This is a genomic window from Gordonia sp. (in: high G+C Gram-positive bacteria), from assembly GCF_047600385.1.
Classification (GTDB): domain Bacteria; phylum Actinomycetota; class Actinomycetes; order Mycobacteriales; family Mycobacteriaceae; genus Gordonia.
Genome location: NZ_JASGKZ010000001.1, coordinates 3,278,570 through 3,295,205, shown reverse-complemented (window position 1 = coordinate 3,295,205; position 16,636 = coordinate 3,278,570). Strand labels below are relative to the sequence as shown.

16 protein-coding genes are annotated in these 16,636 nt (G+C 70.1%); 6 read left to right on the top strand and 10 right to left on the bottom strand.

Annotated features, from left to right (window positions below; translation table 11 throughout):
* Positions 1–138 precede the first annotated feature (138 nt).
* The 3 genes from hemE to hemQ all read left to right on the top strand — a co-directional run bounded on the left by hemE (position 139) and on the right by hemQ (position 3,472).
* A complete protein-coding gene (gene hemE / locus QM809_RS14870; protein ID WP_415047106.1) occupies positions 139–1,164 on the top strand; it encodes a uroporphyrinogen decarboxylase in 1,026 nt (341 codons plus the stop codon).
* The gene (gene hemG / locus QM809_RS14865; RefSeq protein WP_415046500.1) at positions 1,161–2,540 is read left to right on the top strand and encodes a protoporphyrinogen oxidase; all 1,380 of its coding nucleotides are present in this window, start codon (positions 1,161–1,163) and stop codon (positions 2,538–2,540) included. The genes hemE and hemG overlap by 4 nt, the downstream gene beginning before the upstream one ends.
* Before the next feature lie 236 nt (positions 2,541–2,776).
* Complete coding sequence (gene hemQ, locus QM809_RS14860; RefSeq protein ID WP_415046499.1) at positions 2,777–3,472, top strand: hydrogen peroxide-dependent heme synthase; 696 nt, start codon at positions 2,777–2,779, stop codon at positions 3,470–3,472.
* A 322-nt stretch (positions 3,473–3,794) separates the two neighbouring features.
* On the opposite strand, the gene msrB is transcribed toward hemQ, so the two are convergent.
* On the bottom strand, positions 3,795–4,226 hold the full coding sequence (gene msrB, locus QM809_RS14855) for a peptide-methionine (R)-S-oxide reductase MsrB (RefSeq protein WP_415046498.1): 432 nt from the start codon (positions 4,224–4,226) through the stop codon (positions 3,795–3,797).
* 103 nt (positions 4,227–4,329) lie between these two features.
* On the opposite strand from msrB, the gene QM809_RS14850 reads away from it, so the two are divergent.
* The gene (locus QM809_RS14850; RefSeq protein WP_415046497.1) at positions 4,330–5,139 is read left to right on the top strand and encodes a thioesterase family protein; all 810 of its coding nucleotides are present in this window, start codon (positions 4,330–4,332) and stop codon (positions 5,137–5,139) included.
* 61 nt (positions 5,140–5,200) lie between these two features.
* On the opposite strand, the gene QM809_RS14845 is transcribed toward QM809_RS14850, so the two are convergent.
* The 3 genes from QM809_RS14845 to QM809_RS14835 form a co-directional block, all read right to left on the bottom strand.
* Positions 5,201–6,460 carry a glycosyltransferase family 87 protein gene (locus tag QM809_RS14845; RefSeq protein ID WP_415046496.1) on the bottom strand — a complete coding sequence of 420 codons (1,260 nt, stop codon included), beginning with the start codon at positions 6,458–6,460 and terminating at the stop codon, positions 5,201–5,203.
* A gap of 85 nt (positions 6,461–6,545) precedes the next feature.
* Positions 6,546–7,748, bottom strand: coding sequence for an alpha/beta fold hydrolase (locus QM809_RS14840; protein WP_415046494.1), 1,203 nt, complete (start codon positions 7,746–7,748; stop codon positions 6,546–6,548).
* A gap of 365 nt (positions 7,749–8,113) precedes the next feature.
* Positions 8,114–8,884, bottom strand: coding sequence for a dihydrofolate reductase family protein (locus tag QM809_RS14835; protein WP_415046493.1), 771 nt, complete (start codon positions 8,882–8,884; stop codon positions 8,114–8,116).
* Between the two features lie 35 nt (positions 8,885–8,919).
* Here QM809_RS14835 and zapE point away from each other — a divergent pair, with 35 nt between their 5' ends.
* The gene (zapE, locus tag QM809_RS14830; protein WP_415046492.1) at positions 8,920–9,939 is read left to right on the top strand and encodes a cell division protein ZapE; all 1,020 of its coding nucleotides are present in this window, start codon (positions 8,920–8,922) and stop codon (positions 9,937–9,939) included.
* A gap of 92 nt (positions 9,940–10,031) precedes the next feature.
* Here the strand turns inward: zapE and QM809_RS14825 are convergent, their stop codons facing one another.
* From QM809_RS14825 to QM809_RS14805, 5 genes are all read right to left on the bottom strand, one after another.
* Entirely contained in the window at positions 10,032–10,610 is a 579-nt protein-coding gene (locus QM809_RS14825) for a GNAT family N-acetyltransferase (RefSeq protein ID WP_415046491.1), read from the bottom strand.
* A 205-nt stretch (positions 10,611–10,815) separates the two neighbouring features.
* A complete protein-coding gene (locus tag QM809_RS14820) occupies positions 10,816–12,777 on the bottom strand; it encodes an FUSC family protein (protein ID WP_415046490.1) in 1,962 nt (653 codons plus the stop codon).
* A 91-nt stretch (positions 12,778–12,868) separates the two neighbouring features.
* Positions 12,869–13,387: a MarR family winged helix-turn-helix transcriptional regulator gene (locus QM809_RS14815; RefSeq protein WP_415046489.1), complete on the bottom strand. Its 519-nt coding sequence runs from the start codon at positions 13,385–13,387 to the stop codon at positions 12,869–12,871.
* A gap of 87 nt (positions 13,388–13,474) precedes the next feature.
* Positions 13,475–14,167: a nucleotidyl transferase AbiEii/AbiGii toxin family protein gene (locus tag QM809_RS14810; RefSeq protein WP_415046488.1), complete on the bottom strand. Its 693-nt coding sequence runs from the start codon at positions 14,165–14,167 to the stop codon at positions 13,475–13,477.
* Entirely contained in the window at positions 14,151–14,360 is a 210-nt protein-coding gene (locus QM809_RS14805) for a hypothetical protein (RefSeq protein WP_415046487.1), read from the bottom strand. The genes QM809_RS14810 and QM809_RS14805 overlap by 17 nt, the downstream gene beginning before the upstream one ends.
* A gap of 189 nt (positions 14,361–14,549) precedes the next feature.
* On the opposite strand from QM809_RS14805, the gene QM809_RS14800 reads away from it, so the two are divergent.
* Positions 14,550–14,699 (top strand): hypothetical protein, encoded by a 150-nt coding sequence (locus QM809_RS14800; RefSeq protein WP_415046486.1) that lies wholly within the window; start codon positions 14,550–14,552, stop codon positions 14,697–14,699.
* 71 nt (positions 14,700–14,770) lie between these two features.
* Here the strand turns inward: QM809_RS14800 and QM809_RS14795 are convergent, their stop codons facing one another.
* On the bottom strand, positions 14,771–16,636 hold the full coding sequence (locus QM809_RS14795) for a hypothetical protein (protein WP_415046485.1): 1,866 nt from the start codon (positions 16,634–16,636) through the stop codon (positions 14,771–14,773).

The window sequence follows — 16,636 nt, the reverse complement described above, 5'->3', positions numbered from 1 at the left end:
TTCGTGCCGGAGGCGCGCCGGGTCCGACACGTATGCGACCGGGGGAGAGGTCGGTCCGCGCGGGTTCGGAGACCGGGCCGCGGACATGGCACAGTGGACGTCATGAGCCAGGTGAATCGACGTCGTGACAACGATCGGATGCCGCTGATCGCGGCCGCCACCGGAAAGACCCCGTCCCGGCGCCCGGTGTGGTTCATGCGGCAGGCCGGACGGTCGCTCCCCGAGTACCGGGCCATCCGCGCCAACCGCGGCATGCTCGAATCGTGCTTCGATCCGGCGCTGGTCTGCGAGATCACCCTGCAGCCGGTGCGCAGGCACGACACCGACGCCGCGATCCTGTTCTCCGACATCGTCGTTCCGCTCAAGGCCGCGGGCATCGACCTGGACATCGTGGCGGGCACCGGTCCGGTGATCGCCGACCCGGTGCGGACCGCCGCCGACGTCGCGGCGCTCCCGCGGCTGGAACGCGCCGAGGTGGGGGCGGTGACCTCCGCGATCGGCCTGATCCTCGACGAGCTTCCCGAGACCACCGCGCTGATCGGTTTCGCCGGTGCGCCGTTCACGTTGGCGTCGTACCTGATCGAGGGCGGTCCCAGCCGCACCTACGAGCGCACCAAGGCGATGATGCTGGCCGAGCCGGAGCTCTGGCACCGGTTGATGGGATCGCTCACCGACATCACCGTGGCATTCCTGCAGGCGCAGCTCGACGCCGGGGTGGACGCGATCCAGCTGTTCGACTCCTGGGCGGGCGCGCTGTCGGAGGCGGCCTACGAGACCTACGTCGCCCCGCACTCGGCACGGGTGCTGGCCGAGGTCGCCGGGTACGGGGTGCCGCGCATCCACTTCGGCGTCGGCACCGGCGAACTGCTCGCCGCGATGACCCGCGTCGGCGCCGACGTGATCGGCGTGGACTGGCGGGTTCCGCTCGACGTCGCCGCCGAGCGGGTCGGCTACGGCGTCGCGATCCAGGGGAACCTGGATCCCACGGTGCTGATGGCCGGCGAGGCCGTGCTGGAACGCGAGCTGACCCGGATCATCCGGGAGGGGGAGCGGGCCGTGGACGCCGGTGCCCGCGGGCACATCCTGAACCTCGGCCACGGCGTGCTGCCGAACACCGACGCGGACGCGATCACCCGGGCCGTCGAACTCGTCCACACGCTGTGACCGTGCGCGTCGCCGTGGTCGGCGGCGGAGTCACCGGACTGACCGCCGCGTACACGCTCCGCCGGGAACTCGGCGCCGACGCGGTGATCGACGTCTTCGAAGCCGATCACCGGCCCGGGGGTCTCCTGTGCACGCGGGAGGTCGGCGCGGCCCGCCTCGACGTCGGCGCCGAGGCGTTCATCGTGCGCCGCCCCGAGGCCCTCGCGCTGGTCCGCGAACTCGGGCTCGGCGACCTCGTCGTCTCCCCGGGACCGCTGCGGCCCGCGCTGTGGTCGGGCGGGCGACTGCACCCGCTGCCGGTGCCCGCGGTGATGGGCATCCCGGGGAGCGCGGCCGTCCTCGGAGACCTGGTCGACGACGCCGACCGCACCCTGATCGACGACGAGCCGACCCGCTCGCTCGACTGGACGCCCGGCGCACCGGTGTCGGTGGGCGCGCTGGTGCGGGACCGGTTCGGCGACGCCGCGGTGGCACGCAGCGTCGACCCGATGCTCGGCGGGGTCTACTCGGCGCTCGCCGACGACCTCGGCGTCGCCGAGACGATGCCAGCCCTCGCGAAGGCCCTCGATGCGGGGGCGCCGTCGCTCACCGCCGCCGTCGGATCGCTGACCGCAGCCTCCGCGGCCGTGTCCGGTCCGGTGTTCGGGACGCTGCGCGGCGGCTACCGGACGTTGACCAATGCGCTCGTGCGGGCCTCGGACGCCCGGATGCTGGCGGATTCGCCGGTCACGGGAGTGCGCACGGTGCCGGGCGGATACGCGGTCGAGTCCCCGACCGGATCGGGCGAGGGGGAGTACGGCGCCGTCGTCGTCGCCGTCCCGCCGTGGCATGCGGCCGACGTGCTCGATACGGCGGCCCTCGAGACCGCTGCGATCCTGGGCCGGGTGCGCCCGGCCGGTTCGGCGGTGGTGGGGTGCGTGCTGGCTCCCGGCGCCGCGATGCCGGAGCAGTCGGGCATCCTCGTCGCCACCGACGCCGGGATGCGCAGCAAGGCCGTCACCCTGTCGACGCGGAAGTGGCCGCACTTGGCGGAGTCGGGCCCGCCGACGCTGCGCGTCTCGTTCGGACGCCTCGGCGAGCCGGTGACCGTCGACGACCAGACCCTGGTGTCGTGGGCCGTCGACGACCTCGCCGAGTACTTCGGGGCCGCCGGACTTCCGGCGCCGACGATCGACGACGTCGTCGTGCAGCGGTGGCCGGAGGGCCTGCCGCACTATGCGCCGGGACATCTCGCCGCGATGACCGACGCGCAGCGCGCGCTGCCGGAGGGGGTGGCGCTCGCGGGAGCCGCGTTCGACGGTGTGGGGGTGCCCGCGTGCATCGGTTCGGCGCGGCGGGCGGCGGCGCGCGTCGTCGCATATCTGACGGCGGAGTGAGGGCCCCTTCGACTCGGGCTCCTTCGTCGCCCGGTTCGGGGATCGGCGGTACCGCCGGAGGAGGCTTCCGCCCGTGGCCCGTGTCCCCGACCGTCGAGGAGCGTCGAAGGCCGACAGACGGCTGAGCCGGGCGGAGGAACGCGGTGACGGAGTCCGAGTCGAAGCCTCGGCGTCGAGACCGGCCGAGATCGACTCCGCCCGATCGGCGGCCCGGACGAAGTGGCAGGATGGCAGACATGGCTCGCTTGGATTACGACGAACTCAATGCCACCATCCGTTACCTGATGTTCTCGGTCTTCAAGATCCGGGCCGGGGAACTGCCCGAGGACCGGACCGAGGTGATCGCCGACCTGGAGCGCTTCGTCGCCGAGGTCGAGGGCAAGGGCGTGGTGATCCGCGGCATCTACGACGTCGCGGGCATGCGCGGCGACGCCGACTTCATGTTCTGGTGGCACGCCGAGACCATCGAGCAGCTGCAGGACGCGTACTCGTCGTTCCGGCGCACCACCGCGCTGGGCAAGGTCAGCGAACCGGTGTGGAGCGCGTCGGCGCTGCACCGGCCCGCCGAGTTCAACAAGGCGCACATCCCGGCGTTCCTGGCCGGCGAGGATCCGGGCGCGTACGTGTGCGTGTACCCGTTCGTGCGGTCGTACGAGTGGTACCTGCTGCCCGACGAGCAGCGCCGCAAGATGCTCGCCGACCACGGTCGGGCCGCCCGCGGTTACGCCGACGTCCGCGCCAACACCGTCCCGGCGTTCGCCCTGGGCGACTACGAGTGGCTCCTCGCCTTCGAGGCCCCCGAGCTGTACCGGATCGTCGACCTGATGCGCGACCTGCGGGCCACCGAGGCGCGCTACCACGTCCGGGTGGAGATCCCCTTCTACACCGGTCCGCGGGTGTCCCCGGAGACCCTGGTCACCGCGTTGCCCTGAGCTCCCGGCGCGTTCTGCGCCACTTCGCCCCGGAGAGGTGTCGTGTCTCGGCACCCCTCCGGGGCGTTCGTGTTTCGGGGGCGGCGTCGTGGTTCTGGCGCTGTCGGCCCCCGGTGTGCCACGGCTCTCCGTCGTGCCGCCGTCTTCCGGTGTGTCGCCGTTTGCCGGCGTGTCGCGGATCCTCTTCCATGTCGCGCACCATGCATGGGCCGCGGCACGGAAGAGGACACGCGACACGGGCCGCCGCTCAAGCGACACACCGCCGGCCACCGGGACACACCGACCACCCGACCGGCCGGTCAAGCGAAGCCCCGGTCGGCGATCACTCCTCGTCGGGCTCCAGATCCAGGCTGATCGAGTTGATGCAGTAGCGCAGATCAGTGGGGGTGTCGTAGCCCTCACCGGCGAAGACGTGCCCCAGGTGGCTCTCGCAGTTCGCGCACAGCACCTCCACGCGGGTCATGCCCAGGGAGTCGTCCCGCCGTTCGATCACCGCATCGCCGGCGAGCGGCGTGAAGAACGACGGCCAGCCGCAGTGCGAATCGAACTTGGTGTCCGAGCGGAACAGTTCGGCGCCGCAGGCGCGGCAGCGGTACACCCCGGTGGTCTTGGTGTCGGTGTACTCGCCGACGAAGGGCGCCTCGGTGCCGGCTCGGCGCAGCACCCGGAACTCGGCGGGCGTCAGCCGGGCCCGCCATTCGGCCTCGGAGAGCGCGGCGGGGTCGGCGGGGTAGTCGCGAGAAGAATCGGTCATGGTTTCCACGCTAGTCCGCGCATGGATCGGCTGTCGCGGGCCTGTGGTGAACCGCCGGAGCGAGCCGTCGCCCCGGGCGGAGTATGCGGGCTAGATTGGATCCGTGGACGAGCAGAAGACGAGTTATTTCACCCGGGTCGGCGACGACTCCTTCCTCCCGACCGCGCAGTCCGGCGGCACCTGGCACGACGACGACCTGCACCTGGCCCCGGTGGCCGGTCTGGTGATCGACCGGATGGAGCGCTGGCGTCTCGCGCACGCGCCCGACCTCGTGTTCAGCCGCCTGAGCCTGGAGGTGCTCGGCCAGATCGCCCGCGAGCGGATCGATCTGAGCACCGAGGTGGTCCGGCCCGGCCGCACCATCGAACTGATCGAGACCACCGCGGTGATCGGCGGTCGGACCACGATCCGTGCCCGCGGCTGGCTGCTGCAGTCCACCGACACCGCCGACGTGTGTGAACACGAGTTCGCTCCGCTGCCCGCCCCGCAGGACTGCACCGAGCCGTCGTGGCTCAAACGGTGGAACGGGAACGCGATCGCCGGTGTGCGGGCGGTGCAGGCCGACGACACCCGGCGGGGTCGGGCCCGCGCCTGGGTCACCGGCGACGTCGACCTGATCGCCGGGGAGGAGTCCACCGAACTCGGCGAGTTCGCCAAGTTCTTCGACTACGCCAACGGGGTCTCCCTCCGGCGCGACCCCGACGAGTTCATGTACCCCAACGTCGACCTCACCGCGCACCTGTTCCGGCAGCCGCGCGGTCGCCTGCTCGGCCTGGACACCCGGGTGGCCTTCGGTCCCGGCGGCGTCGGCCTGACGTCGAGCGTCCTGCACGACGTCGACGGCCCGGTCGGCACGCTGGCGCAGTCGCTCACTGTGCGGCGGCTGAAAACGGCGGACGAGACGAGCGGCTGACGAGACGAGCGAGCGCGCGGGACGGATCGTCCCGCGCGCTCGCTCGATGGGATGGGGCGGCTCAGGCCTTCGCGGCGACCGCGCCCGTGCGCGCCTCGTCGTCGACGACCCCGTCCTCCGGTGCGTCCCGCTCGGCCGCGCGGATGTCGAGCCACCGGAAGAGCAGCACGCAGAACGCGGTGACCATCAGGAGCGACCAGCCGAGCGGCACCTTGTTGTACTCCAGGTAGCGGCCGAACGGTTCCCACTCGCTGAAGTAGTAGACGTCGAACGTCATGCAGCCGTAGACGCCCAGCCAGGCCGGCCAGTTCCGCAGCACCGACCCCGGCAGGAACACCGACATCAGGAACGGGAACAGCATCATCGAGTAGTAGCCCTGGCCGAGGGAGCTGACCAGGAACGTGGTGCCCAGCAGCACGCCCGACGACGTGGTGAGCCACAGGAGCTCGTTCTCCTTCGCGTAGTACCGGTACAGGAACCACAGGGAGAAGGCGGCCATCACGATGAAGGCGATGCGCAGCAGCAGGATCAGCCAGTCGGCGACGCCGAAGTAGATGCCGTTGCCGGTGATCGAACTGTTGTAGTAGTCGCGGGTCGACATCAGGTACGGCAGGGTGCGGTCGAGGAAGCTGCGGGAGTCGACGATCATCGGCCACGCGGCGATGTTGAGCAGCAGCGGGACGCCGGCGGCGGCGACGAGCACCTTCCAGCGCAGCTGCAGCAGCGGAAGCAGCAGCAGCGGGGCCAGCACCGGTTTCACCGAGAGGGTCAGGCCGATGACGACACCGGCCCACCAGTCGCCGCCGCGGATCGAGGGATCGCTGCGCAGCAGCATCAGGAAGACGATCAGCCCGAGCAGGACGAACGCGTTGAAGTTGGTGAAGATGAGCGTGTTCGCGACCGTCTCGGTGCTGAAGAAGAACAGCACCAGCGCGGGGAACACCCAGTCGTTGCCCGCGTAGCCGAACATCCGGGACAGCAGGTAGGCGCACAGCACGAGCACCAGCACGCTCGTGCCGATGAACAGCCAGCGCGCCTCGTCGGGCGGGATCACGGCCAGCGGGGCCATGAGCAGGGTTCCGGACGGCGGATACAGGTAGTGCGGGTCGACGGTCGAGTAGTCCTCGCCGTACACGGGATTGCGCGCGAAGAAGTCCAGGGCCGCCTTGTAGACGGGCCGGAAGTCGTCGGTGCGGGCACCGTTGATCGCCATGAACACCGATCGATGGAAGATCATCATGATGCTGATCGGCCAGAGGATCATCGTCAGGATGCGTGCCGAATCCACGCGCGGATACAGGTACCGATCGAGAGCGCTCACCTGAGCGAACCTACTACATCCGGGCTGCGGATCAGGCAGGGCAGGGGTATCAGGCAGGGCAGGGGTATCGGGCGGAGCGGGGGGATCAGGCGGGGCAGGCGCGCTCGGCCGGACCGCTGAGCTTCTCGGGCCCGAGGTATTCCACCGCCAGGGCCGCTGCGCAGTCGCTCCGGCTCAGGACGGAGTATCCGAGTCCGTCCCAACTGGCGGAGACGGCCTCGGCGCTCGCGGTGATGAGCAGCGGCGCCAGCGCCTCGGCGGCTTTGAGACCGTTGATCGGATCGTTCTGCCCCAGCAGCACCAGCGGATAGATCGGGAACGACGACGGCGCCGACACCGGATCGGCCACGCCCCACCCGTCGCAGCGGGCCAGGCTCAGTGCCGCGGAGTTCGCCGTCATCGGGGCGTCCTCGGCCCAGCGGCGGGCCAGTTTCGGGACCTCGCCGAGACCGGGACGGCCGACCATGTCGGTGCAGCGCGTCACCTGCTGCCCGTCCGACTCCCGGAGCGGGGCGGCGGCCCTGGCCAGAGCGGTGAGTGCGGCGACGTTCCCCTTGTCGGCGTCGACGATCGCTTGCGCGAGTCGTTTGAGACCGGCCGGATCGGTGTCGCCGACGGCGAGCGCGGTGGTGACCGCCGAGAGGATCGACGTGTCCGAGAGCCCGGGCAGCGAACCGGCCGCGCCCGCGCTCACCACGCGGCTCAGGGTGGCCACCCCGTCTTCGCCGAGCGGGCAGCCGAGTCCGGCGCAGCGATCGGCGAAGGTCACCAGGGTGTTCTGGAGGCCTGCGGCGCGCGTGGCGGCCGCCTGCGAGGCCTGCACGTTGACCCCGGTGGGGGAGTCGAGGATCAGTCGTCCGACGTGGTCGGAGTGCTCGCTCAGGTACGCCATCGCGACCGACGTGCCCGAGCCGACACCGACCAGCGCGAGACGGTCCACCTCCCAGCGGGTGCGCAGTTCTTCCAGGTCTTCGGCGGCATCGGCGGCGGAGAACGCGAGCTGATGGGGGCTGAGGGTGTCGTTGCAGATGTCGGCGCCGAGCCGGGCGGCCGCGGCGAGCGTGGTGGCCCGGGCGGTCACGTCCCGTGACTTCGCGGCGGCATCGTCGGCGAGGATGCCGCGCTGGGCGCGGGTGAGACAGTCGACGGTGCCCGAATCGCCGAGTCCACGATGGTCGACGGCGACGATCGGATGTTCGGCGAGCAGTTCCCTGGTCGCCTCGCCGCCGAGTGTGAGCGCCAGACGGGAGGTCGGCATGTCGATGCCGGTGGTCAGGAGCAGCGGCACCGCGGAGTCGGGGGTCGACTTCGAGGGCGGCCCGGACCACCGAGATCGAGATGGTCGGGCCGTTCGGGTCGGAGTGGTCGACGGGGACGTCGTACGAGGCGCAGTCCAGCTTCAGGCCGTCGGGAACGTCCACGTCGTAGGACTTCGAGAGTTCGCCGCCGCACTCGGAGTAGTTCAGGTCGCGCTTCGGTGCGGACAGCCCCGGCAGCGTGGTCTCCGCGGGCCGGGCGGCCGGGTCTTCGTCGCCGCGCACGACGTCCGGTCCGGCGACCGGTCCGGCCGTGCAGCCGGCCACCAGCAGCACCGCCGCGGTGAGCAGCACGAGCAGTCGGGACCGCGGGGAACGCAAGGGCATGGTCGCGAGCCTACCGAGACTCTCCGGTCGCGCCCGCGTCACGGTCCCAGAGGAAGTAGAGGTAACCCTCGTCGTCGCCGATCAGGTGACGCAGTCGGACGGGGGACAGCCCGCCTGCGGGTGCGGCCCCGTGCGCGATGCGCGGGCCGTCGCCGCCGGTGAGGTTCGGGCTCAGGGTGAGCGCCAGCTGGTCCAGGACCCCGGCCGCGATCAGTTCGGCGTGCAGACGCGGTCCGCCCTCGCAGAGCACACGGCGCAGGCCGCGTTCGGCGAGCACGGCGCGCAGACGGGCCGGTTCGACGGTGTCGACACCGCAGTCGACCGGGGTCGCCCCCGCGGCGAGGAGACGGGCCCGACGTTCCCGCGGCGCGGCGGCGCACGTGGCGATCAGCGTGCCCGCATCGAAGGCCGGGGCGTAGTCGTCGGGGACGTCGAGGGAGCGTGACGCGAGGACCAGTGCGGGCCGGGATCCGTCCGGCCGGGCCGCGGGCACGCCGTAGTCCTCGGCCAGCGCGGTGGCGGCGCCCACGAGCACGGCGTCGGAGAGCTCGCGGAGGATGCCGAAGAGCAGGCGGTCGCCGTGCGATCCGAGGCCGCCGGAACGTCCGTCGACGGCGGCGGCGCCGTCGACGGACGTGACGAAGTTCGCGCGCAGGAACGGGCGGCCGTCAACGTCGTCGGCCGGGTAGGCGTACTGCTGTCGCAGCCATTCGGCGACGTCCCCGGACGACTCGGCGCGAGCACCGACTGTGACCTGGGTCGCTTTCTTCAGCAGGAACATGCTTCCAGTGGTACCCGACTCGATAGGCTCCTCGCATGGTGGCGCGACTCTCCGACAAGAATCCGGTGCTCGATGCGGACACGCTGATCGGAGACATGGTCCCTCCGTCGATGTTCGACGAGGTGAGCTTCGACTCGTACATCCCCGATCCGAACGAGCCCAGCCAGGCCGCGGCGGTCAACGCGGCCCGCAGCTTCGTGGAGCGGGCCTCGAAGATCCGCAGCGGCAAGAAGAGCTTCTTCCGCAAGTCGACTCCGCAGCACGGCATCGGCCTGTACCTCGACGGCGGCTTCGGCGTGGGCAAGACCCACCTTCTGGCCTCGGTCTTCCACTCGATGCCCGGCACCAAGGCGTTCGCGACGTTCGGCGAGGTGACCAACGTGGTCGGCGCGCTGGGCTTCACCGACGCGCTGCAGCGTCTCTCCGACCGCAGCGTCCTGTGCATCGACGAGTTCGAGCTCGACGATCCGGGCGACACCATGGTGGTCTCCCGGCTGCTCACCGAGCTCAGTGCGCGCGGCGTCTCGATCGTCGCGACGTCGAACACCCTGCCCGGACAGCTCGGCGAGGGCCGCTTCGCCGCGCAGGACTTCCTGCGGGAGATCCAGAAGCTGTCGTCGATCTTCGAGACCCTGCGCGTCGACGGTCCGGACTACCGGCACCGCGACCTGCCGCCGGCCCCGGAGCCGGCGACCGAGGAGGAGCTGATCGCGCGCGCCGAATCGACCCCGGGCGCCACCCTCGACACGTTTGACGACCTCACCGCGCAGCTCGCGCGCCTGCACCCGTCCAAGTACAAGGCGCTGATCGACGGGGTGACCACGGTCTGCATCAGCGACGTCCGCCCGGCGCAGGACCAGGCCGTCGCGCTGCGTCTGGTGGCGCTGGCCGACCGCCTGTACGACGCCGACATCCCCGTCGTGGTCTCCGGCGCCAAGCTCGACGAGCTCTTCACCCCGGAGATGGTGGCCGGCGGCTACCGCAAGAAGTACCTGCGCGCGACCTCGCGTCTGCTGGCGCTCTCGCGATTCGCCGACGCCGCCACCGCGTCGTAGAACGCCCCCGTTCACCGAGGAGAACACCCCGGCCACACGGCCGGGGTGTTCTTCGGTATCGGCCACCGATTCCGGGGGCGAGGCTCGCGGGGTCAGAGCTCCCGGACCATCACGTAGTCCTGCTCCACGGTGCCGTTCATGTCGAAGGTCTTGATCCCGGCCCGGGTGAATCCCACCTTCCCGTAGTAGCGGAGCGCACGCCGGTTCTCCTGGTTGACGCCGAGCCACGCGGTGCGCGCACCCCGATCCCGGGCGCGCCGCAGGGCGGCCTCCATCAGCAGGTGCGACGGGCGGGCGTCGGCGCCGCGCTCGGGGCCGCTCCCGAGGCCGTGGTGGTCGGGGAGCACGTACATCTTGGAGACCTCGGCGACGTGTTCGGCCGGGACCAGGGCGCGCACGTCGTCGTCGGTGGGCGGCCCGTGGACCAGGAGCGCGTAACCGAGCACGGGCCCGTCCGCGCCGTCGCGGGCGACGAGCACGTCGTGTCCGGGGTCGGTGATCCAGGCGGCGAAATGCGCTGAGGAGAGGGTGCCCGCGATGTGGGCGGCGATGTCGTCGGCCGTCGAGTGCGGCGGGCAGGCGAGCGGGAAGGTGACGGCGGCCACCGCGGCGATCTCGTCGGCGAGCACGGGATCGGTGACGGTCTCGACGACGACGGGGATGTCGGTCATGGTGTGTCTGGGGTTCCTCGGTCGGAAGAGCGGTCTCCGGTGGTCGGGGGTCTCATTCGGGGGCGGGACGGTCGGCCATTGCGAAATGGCGGCCTACGAGGGAGATATTCCCTCGTGAGCCCCTCCTGGCGCAACGGCCGACCACCGGCCGACCGCCGGGCGGTGCCGGAGTCCTCGCCCGGGGCCACCGACCTCGTCCGGGCGGCTACGCGATCCGGCTCAGCCGGGCGTTGAGGTCGGCGAGGTCGGTGTCGATCGCGCGGATGCCGATCTCCAGGTCGTCGTCCTTGTCGGAGGAGGCCACCGGATCGTATCCGGACGGAGCGATGGTGAACCCCTCCTCCCGTGCGGCCACGGCGAGCGCGTCGGCGAAATGCCGGAACCGCAGGGCGAGCTGGGCGCTCTTGTCGGCGGCCTCGCGGCGCCGATCGTCGTCGAACGTCGGTCCGAGGGCGGCGAGGCCCGCGATGTCGGCGCCGAGCCTGGTGACCGAGTCGACCGTGGGCAGGATGTCGGGGCCGGGCCAGCGTCCGCGCTTGTCCTTCGGTTCGAGGAGCGCACTGGCCGCCGCCTCCCGGAAGTCCAGGCGGGCGAGGCGGCCGCGCACGGTGGCGTCGGCGAGCTGCCTGCGGTGCGGAGCGGAATCGTAGTGCCACAGGTCGGCGATCGCGTCGAGCTTGTCGGCGGCGGCCAGCGCCCAGGTCCGGAGCCTGCGGGTCAGCATGCGTCGCTGGTACGTGGGGAACAGCAGGTACGCCGCGAAGGCGATGGCGCAGCCGATGACGGTGGCCGCGCCGCGCGTGGTGGCGCCTAGCGGCCCGGGGATCAGGTAGGCGATGAAGGCGACCACCCAGAACATCGTGTACGGCTGACCGAGCGAACGGAACGCGAGGTAACCGAAGAACAAGGCCAGCAGGATCAGGCCGTGCGAGATGTGGTTGTACGGGAGGAAGGCGAGCGCGATGCCGAAGGCGGCGCCGACGAGGGTGCCGGACATCCGGCCGAAACCGCGGGCGAACGTGGAGCCAAAATCGGGGAAGACGATCAGCGCGGTGGCCACCACCACCCAGAAGCCGTGCCCGGCGAGCATCCGGTCGTGGTCGAGGTTCGCGCCGACGGCCAGGCCGACCAGTGCCGCGACGACGGAGGTGACGGCCAGGCGGAGCGCGTGCTGCAGGATGTGCGAGCCGGGGTAGAGCTCGTCGCGGATCAGTTCGAGGGCGGTCGGGACGCGGCGTTCCTCGGAGGAGGCCGGGGCGTCTCGTCCCGAGGCGAGGGCGGTGGCGGCCTGGACGGCGGCGACGAAGGCCTGCTCGGTGGAGTCCGCGGGCGTGGCGGGGGCGATGAAGGGCGGCAGACCCGGGACCGCGGTCATCGTGTCGTCCTCGATGCGTCCGGCGATCAGCGCGAGGTGGTCGCGCATGGCCTCCATGAGCGGTTCCTCACCGCCCGGTCGGGCCTCGAGCACCAGACAGTACTGGGCGATCTGCTCGCCGTACTCGGTGAGCTGGACGAGTCGGTCGAGGCGTCCCCGGCTGCGGAGCCCGAGTTGAGCCAGACTGCGGTCGGCGGCCAGGAGTGCGTCGGCGCTGGAGGCGGCACCGGTGCCGATGGAGCGGTAGAAGGCGGCGATGGCGGTGCGCTGGGCGCGGTACCGGCCGTCGAACGGGGGCAGGAACTGGCACACGAACATGATCACGGTGCCCAGCGAGAAGTAGCCGAGGGTGTGAAGCGGGTCGATCGGCAGCGTCGGGCCCATCTCCGCGAGGGCGAGGAACACGATGAACACCACCAGCCAGCGCACGCTGAGGGGTGCGGTGATCGCGCGCAGCAGGCCGGCGAAGAAGAAGGCGACGAACAGGATCGGGAGGACGATCCACCAGCGGCCCTGCAGGGCGATCCCGGCGGCCGCGCCGAGCAGGATCCCGAGCGCGGTCAGCGCCGAGGCGGCCAGCCGCGAGCGTTCGTTCGGCATGATGCACGCGATCGCGGTGAGGAACGCGCCGACGGTGATGAGCATCTGGCCGGTCTCGGGGAAGAAGAACGCGGTGATCGTCGCGGCCGTCATGCCGACGGCGACCCGGGCCAGCCGCGGACGGTCCTGCAGAGGCTTGCCGTGCGGTCGATGACCGCGTTTGACCGAGTCGAGGAAGGAGGTCCAGTCCACGGGGATCGCTTTCGGGTCGGGGTACTCGGAGGTCCGGGTGCGTGGCGGGTCGGGGTGTCGGGATTCGGTCGGCGGAGCCCGCGGGCCGGTGTCAGGGGGCGGCGGCCGGGGCGTCGTCGGTTCGGGTTTCGGCGGTGACCGCGCGGATGTTCTCGGCGATCCGGGCGAAGACCCGCAGCGCCGCGGCCCGGTCGGCGGGGTCGATGCCGTCGGCCAGGGCGCTCAGGCGTCCGCCCGCGGCGGGGACGAGGTCGTCGGCGGCGGTGCGTCCGGCGTCGGTCACCGAGAGGCAGAGGGTACGACGATCCTGGTCGTCCGCGGTCCGGGTGACCAGGTTCCGTTTGACGAGGCCGTCGACCAGCCCGGTCACGGTGGCGCGGCTGACGCCGATGGTGTCGGCGAGTGCGGCGGGAGTGATCCCGGGGGAGGCGCTGATCGCCAGGAGCGAGGCGAACCGGCCGTCGGTGGCGTCGTGGTCGGCGAGCAGGTCGTTGTGGCAGCCGCTCACCCGGCGCGCCGTGGTCAACAGGCTCATGACGAACGCGGCGGCCTCGTCGTCGTTCATACGGTCGAGGAGCAGTCGCTGCCGGGAGCCGATGAGGTCGTTCATCCCAGGGATGTTACTTAGGTGGCTAACTAGTGGTCAACGGGTTCCGTGACGATCCTCGCGTCCTCCCGGGCGGGGGCGGCGGCGGAGTCAGATCCGGAGTTTCAGAAGACGTGCGACGAGTTCGTCGTCGGGAACGTCCATCTGCAGGGCCGTCCTGCAGCGATCGCGGTGGTCGTCGTTTCCGACGACCAGATCCACCGCGTCATGGAGGGTCCGTAGGACGGTCGACCCGTATGCGGTCTCGGCCTTGCGCAGACCGGCGTGCAGAAGGTCGGCTCCCGGTGCGAGCATGGCGAGGTCGATCACGTCACGACTGTAGACGCGACGGTCGGCCCATCGGTCGTCGTTGGCGAGTAGCTTCGAGGCGACCGTATCCAGCGGACTGAGCGTCGTGATTCCGGCGACGGTCCGGTCGGGTCCGGGTCGTTCGAGTTCCATCCGTCCTTCACTGACGATCTCGAACTTGATCGGAGTGCCGTCGACCTCGAATGCTCCGCGGATCCCGTATTGGTCCGCGGTCGCTTCTCGGGCGATGGTGAGCGGAACGTCGGTCAATGCGTTGAGACCGGCGGCGCGGACCGCTTGGCGGAGTTCGCGGTACCCCGAGCGTGCGGATACGAGGAAGTCGACGTCATTCGATTCGCGATACTCGCCGTGCATGAGTGCGATCGCGGTACCGCCACCGAAGTAGCATTCGTGAGAGGTGAGCAGTCCTGCGTTCAGTGCCCGCAGAACCGATTCGATTCGACGATGGTGTGCTCGCTCATACAAGGAGGACACCGTTGCCGTAGCACTCGACCAGCCGTTCGATGAGCGCCGCCTCGCGCTCGGTCAGACGGTCTTGATCGACATGGCGCCAGTTCCGTTCATACAGGGCCAATGCCCCCGGCCCGTCCACCGTCGTCGTCGGATCGAGGTTCCAGCAGAGGAACCGCAGTTCGGGGTAGTCGGCGACGACGATCTGATCGTTCATTCGTCGATCTCCTCTCCCTCGCAGCCGGTTCTACTCGTCGATGGTAACTCGGTCCGGCGCTTCTCGAAGGCCGACGAACACCGGCCGTCAGAGCGTCGCCGAGGGCATGTCGTCGTCCTCGCCGCGCTGCCGGCCGGTGTCCGTCGACACCTGGATGTTCAGCCGACCCAGTCGACCAGCTTGTCGGCGATGCGTGCGATCGCCTCGCTGATCAGTACCGGCGCGCTGGTCCCGGTGATCGCCGGGCGGTACCGCCTCGACGACGTGGCGGAGGTGCGTGCGGCGCACACCCGAGGGGAGGAGGGGCACGTCGCCAGGAAGCTGGTGCTGCAGGTCTGATCTACCGGTCGCCGACCCGGACCCGTGGGGATCCGGGTCGGCGAACGGTCGTATGCGCCGAACGTCGGACGTCAGTTGGTGTGGAAGTTATCCAGGTGTCTGCCGATGTATCCGATGTAAATGCGACCGTTCTTGGCCGCTCGATTGAGGATGTGCATGCGCGGGCTGACGGACTTGTACGCGGCGATCTTGATGTGCTCACCCATGAACTCGTAGCGGTTCGGATTCACGCTTTCGGGTACCGGAAATTGTCGTTTCCTCCGGAGGTCCGTGTTGTCCTGCAGTTGTCGGGTCTCGTTCGAGGCATGGCTCCCAGGTGGGATCGAGGCGTATCCCTTGGGACGGGTCGAGATGTAGTCCCCGATGGATCCCTCGAACCTTCCTGAGGCCCGCTGGTCGCAGTATTCGTCGAGGACACGGAGATATCCCCAGGTGGCGATCGCCCAGTCCGCGGAATCGTGGTCGTCGAGGTCGAGTGCGGGCTTCTCGTCGCCGGTGAACTCCACGTTGGTGAATTCTCCGATCCGGTCGACGAGGTCTTGGAAGGAGAGGGGCGGGGTGTCGATGGGGTCGGGCGCCGGTGCCCACTCGGTTTCGGTGTTCTGCACCTTGGCGAGTTCGCGGCTGAGTTGCCGGACGCGCGCCTGCGTGTCGGCGAGATCTATTCGTGTGCAGGCGATCTCGTTCTGACCTTCGCGAATCCGCTCCGTGAGTTCGGAGTTCTGGTCTTCGAGAGCGTTGCGTTCGGCCTGCACCGAGTTCAGCCGTTCCCGGAGCGTCCCGATCACGCCGGCCGAAGAGCGAAGGGTCTGAGCCTCAGAGGCGAGTCGGCCTAAGTGCATCACCGAGTCGACGGTCACCGCGGTCCGGTCGGTGACCGACGAGAGGACGGCGGCGAGTGCATTCCACACCCGCTCGCGGGGACCGCGTTCGACCGCGGTGTCGGCAGCCGTCTCCGGTTCGGCCGCCGCAGGTGTTTCATTGGACATGTCGGGTGCTTCGACGGGCTCGGGCTGCGACGTGACAGGTGCCGGGTCGGTGATCTGGTCGACGATGGTCTCGTCGAGGAGTCCGCGCAACGCTCGGTCGATGCGGACCAGCTCGTTCGGCAGCGCGATGGTGGCGGAGTGTCGGCAGGCGGCGTGCGCCAGCCGATTCCGGAGCCGCGATTCACCGTCGTGGATGATCCGGTGGGTGCTGAGGACGCGATGCCGGATCGAGTCCTGCGGGTTCGTCAGGTCGGGTGACGGGAGGAACGTGCGGATGGTCCACGGGTTGATCCGATGCGTTTCGGGCAACCTGGCGTTTAACTCACCGGTGGCAGCGGAATCAAGCACGTACGCGCCGGCAAGTCCGGTGGTTCCGGTGAGCAGTTTCTCGACGTATCCCGCCCACTGCGATCGCGGGATCGCGATCTTGTCGTCGGCGCCGGCGAGGAACAGGAAGCCGCGGCGGTCGTCGTCGAGGAGGGCGTCGTAGATCTGGTCGACGTCGTCGGCGCCGGCTCGGACCGGCTGCGCGGTGAGCGGGTGGTGTCCGTCGAGGCCGTCGACCACTTCGAGGATGTTCTGAGCGAGCCGGGGGACGCGTGCGGCGCCGCGGCCGGCCGGCTCGAACACGTCGGTCCACACCCAACCGTCACCGTTTCGGTCGGTGTACGTGGTGAGGTGCGTGATCCAGGTTCCATGACCTTCGTCTTGATGGAAGCGGTAGCGCTCGATCGTCGACCTGTCTCGGCGATCGTCACGGATGAGGGATGCGGTGACTCCACGGGCCACCTCGTACACGCCCGGACCGGAGATGCGGTCGGCATCCCAGCGCTTGCGCTTACACCATGAATAGAGCTGCTGCCCGACCAGCGTGGTGAAGTCCGGCTGGTTCACCACCTGGAACAGAGAGCGGACTCCGAGTTTCGTCGATTCGGTCTGCTCGCTCAT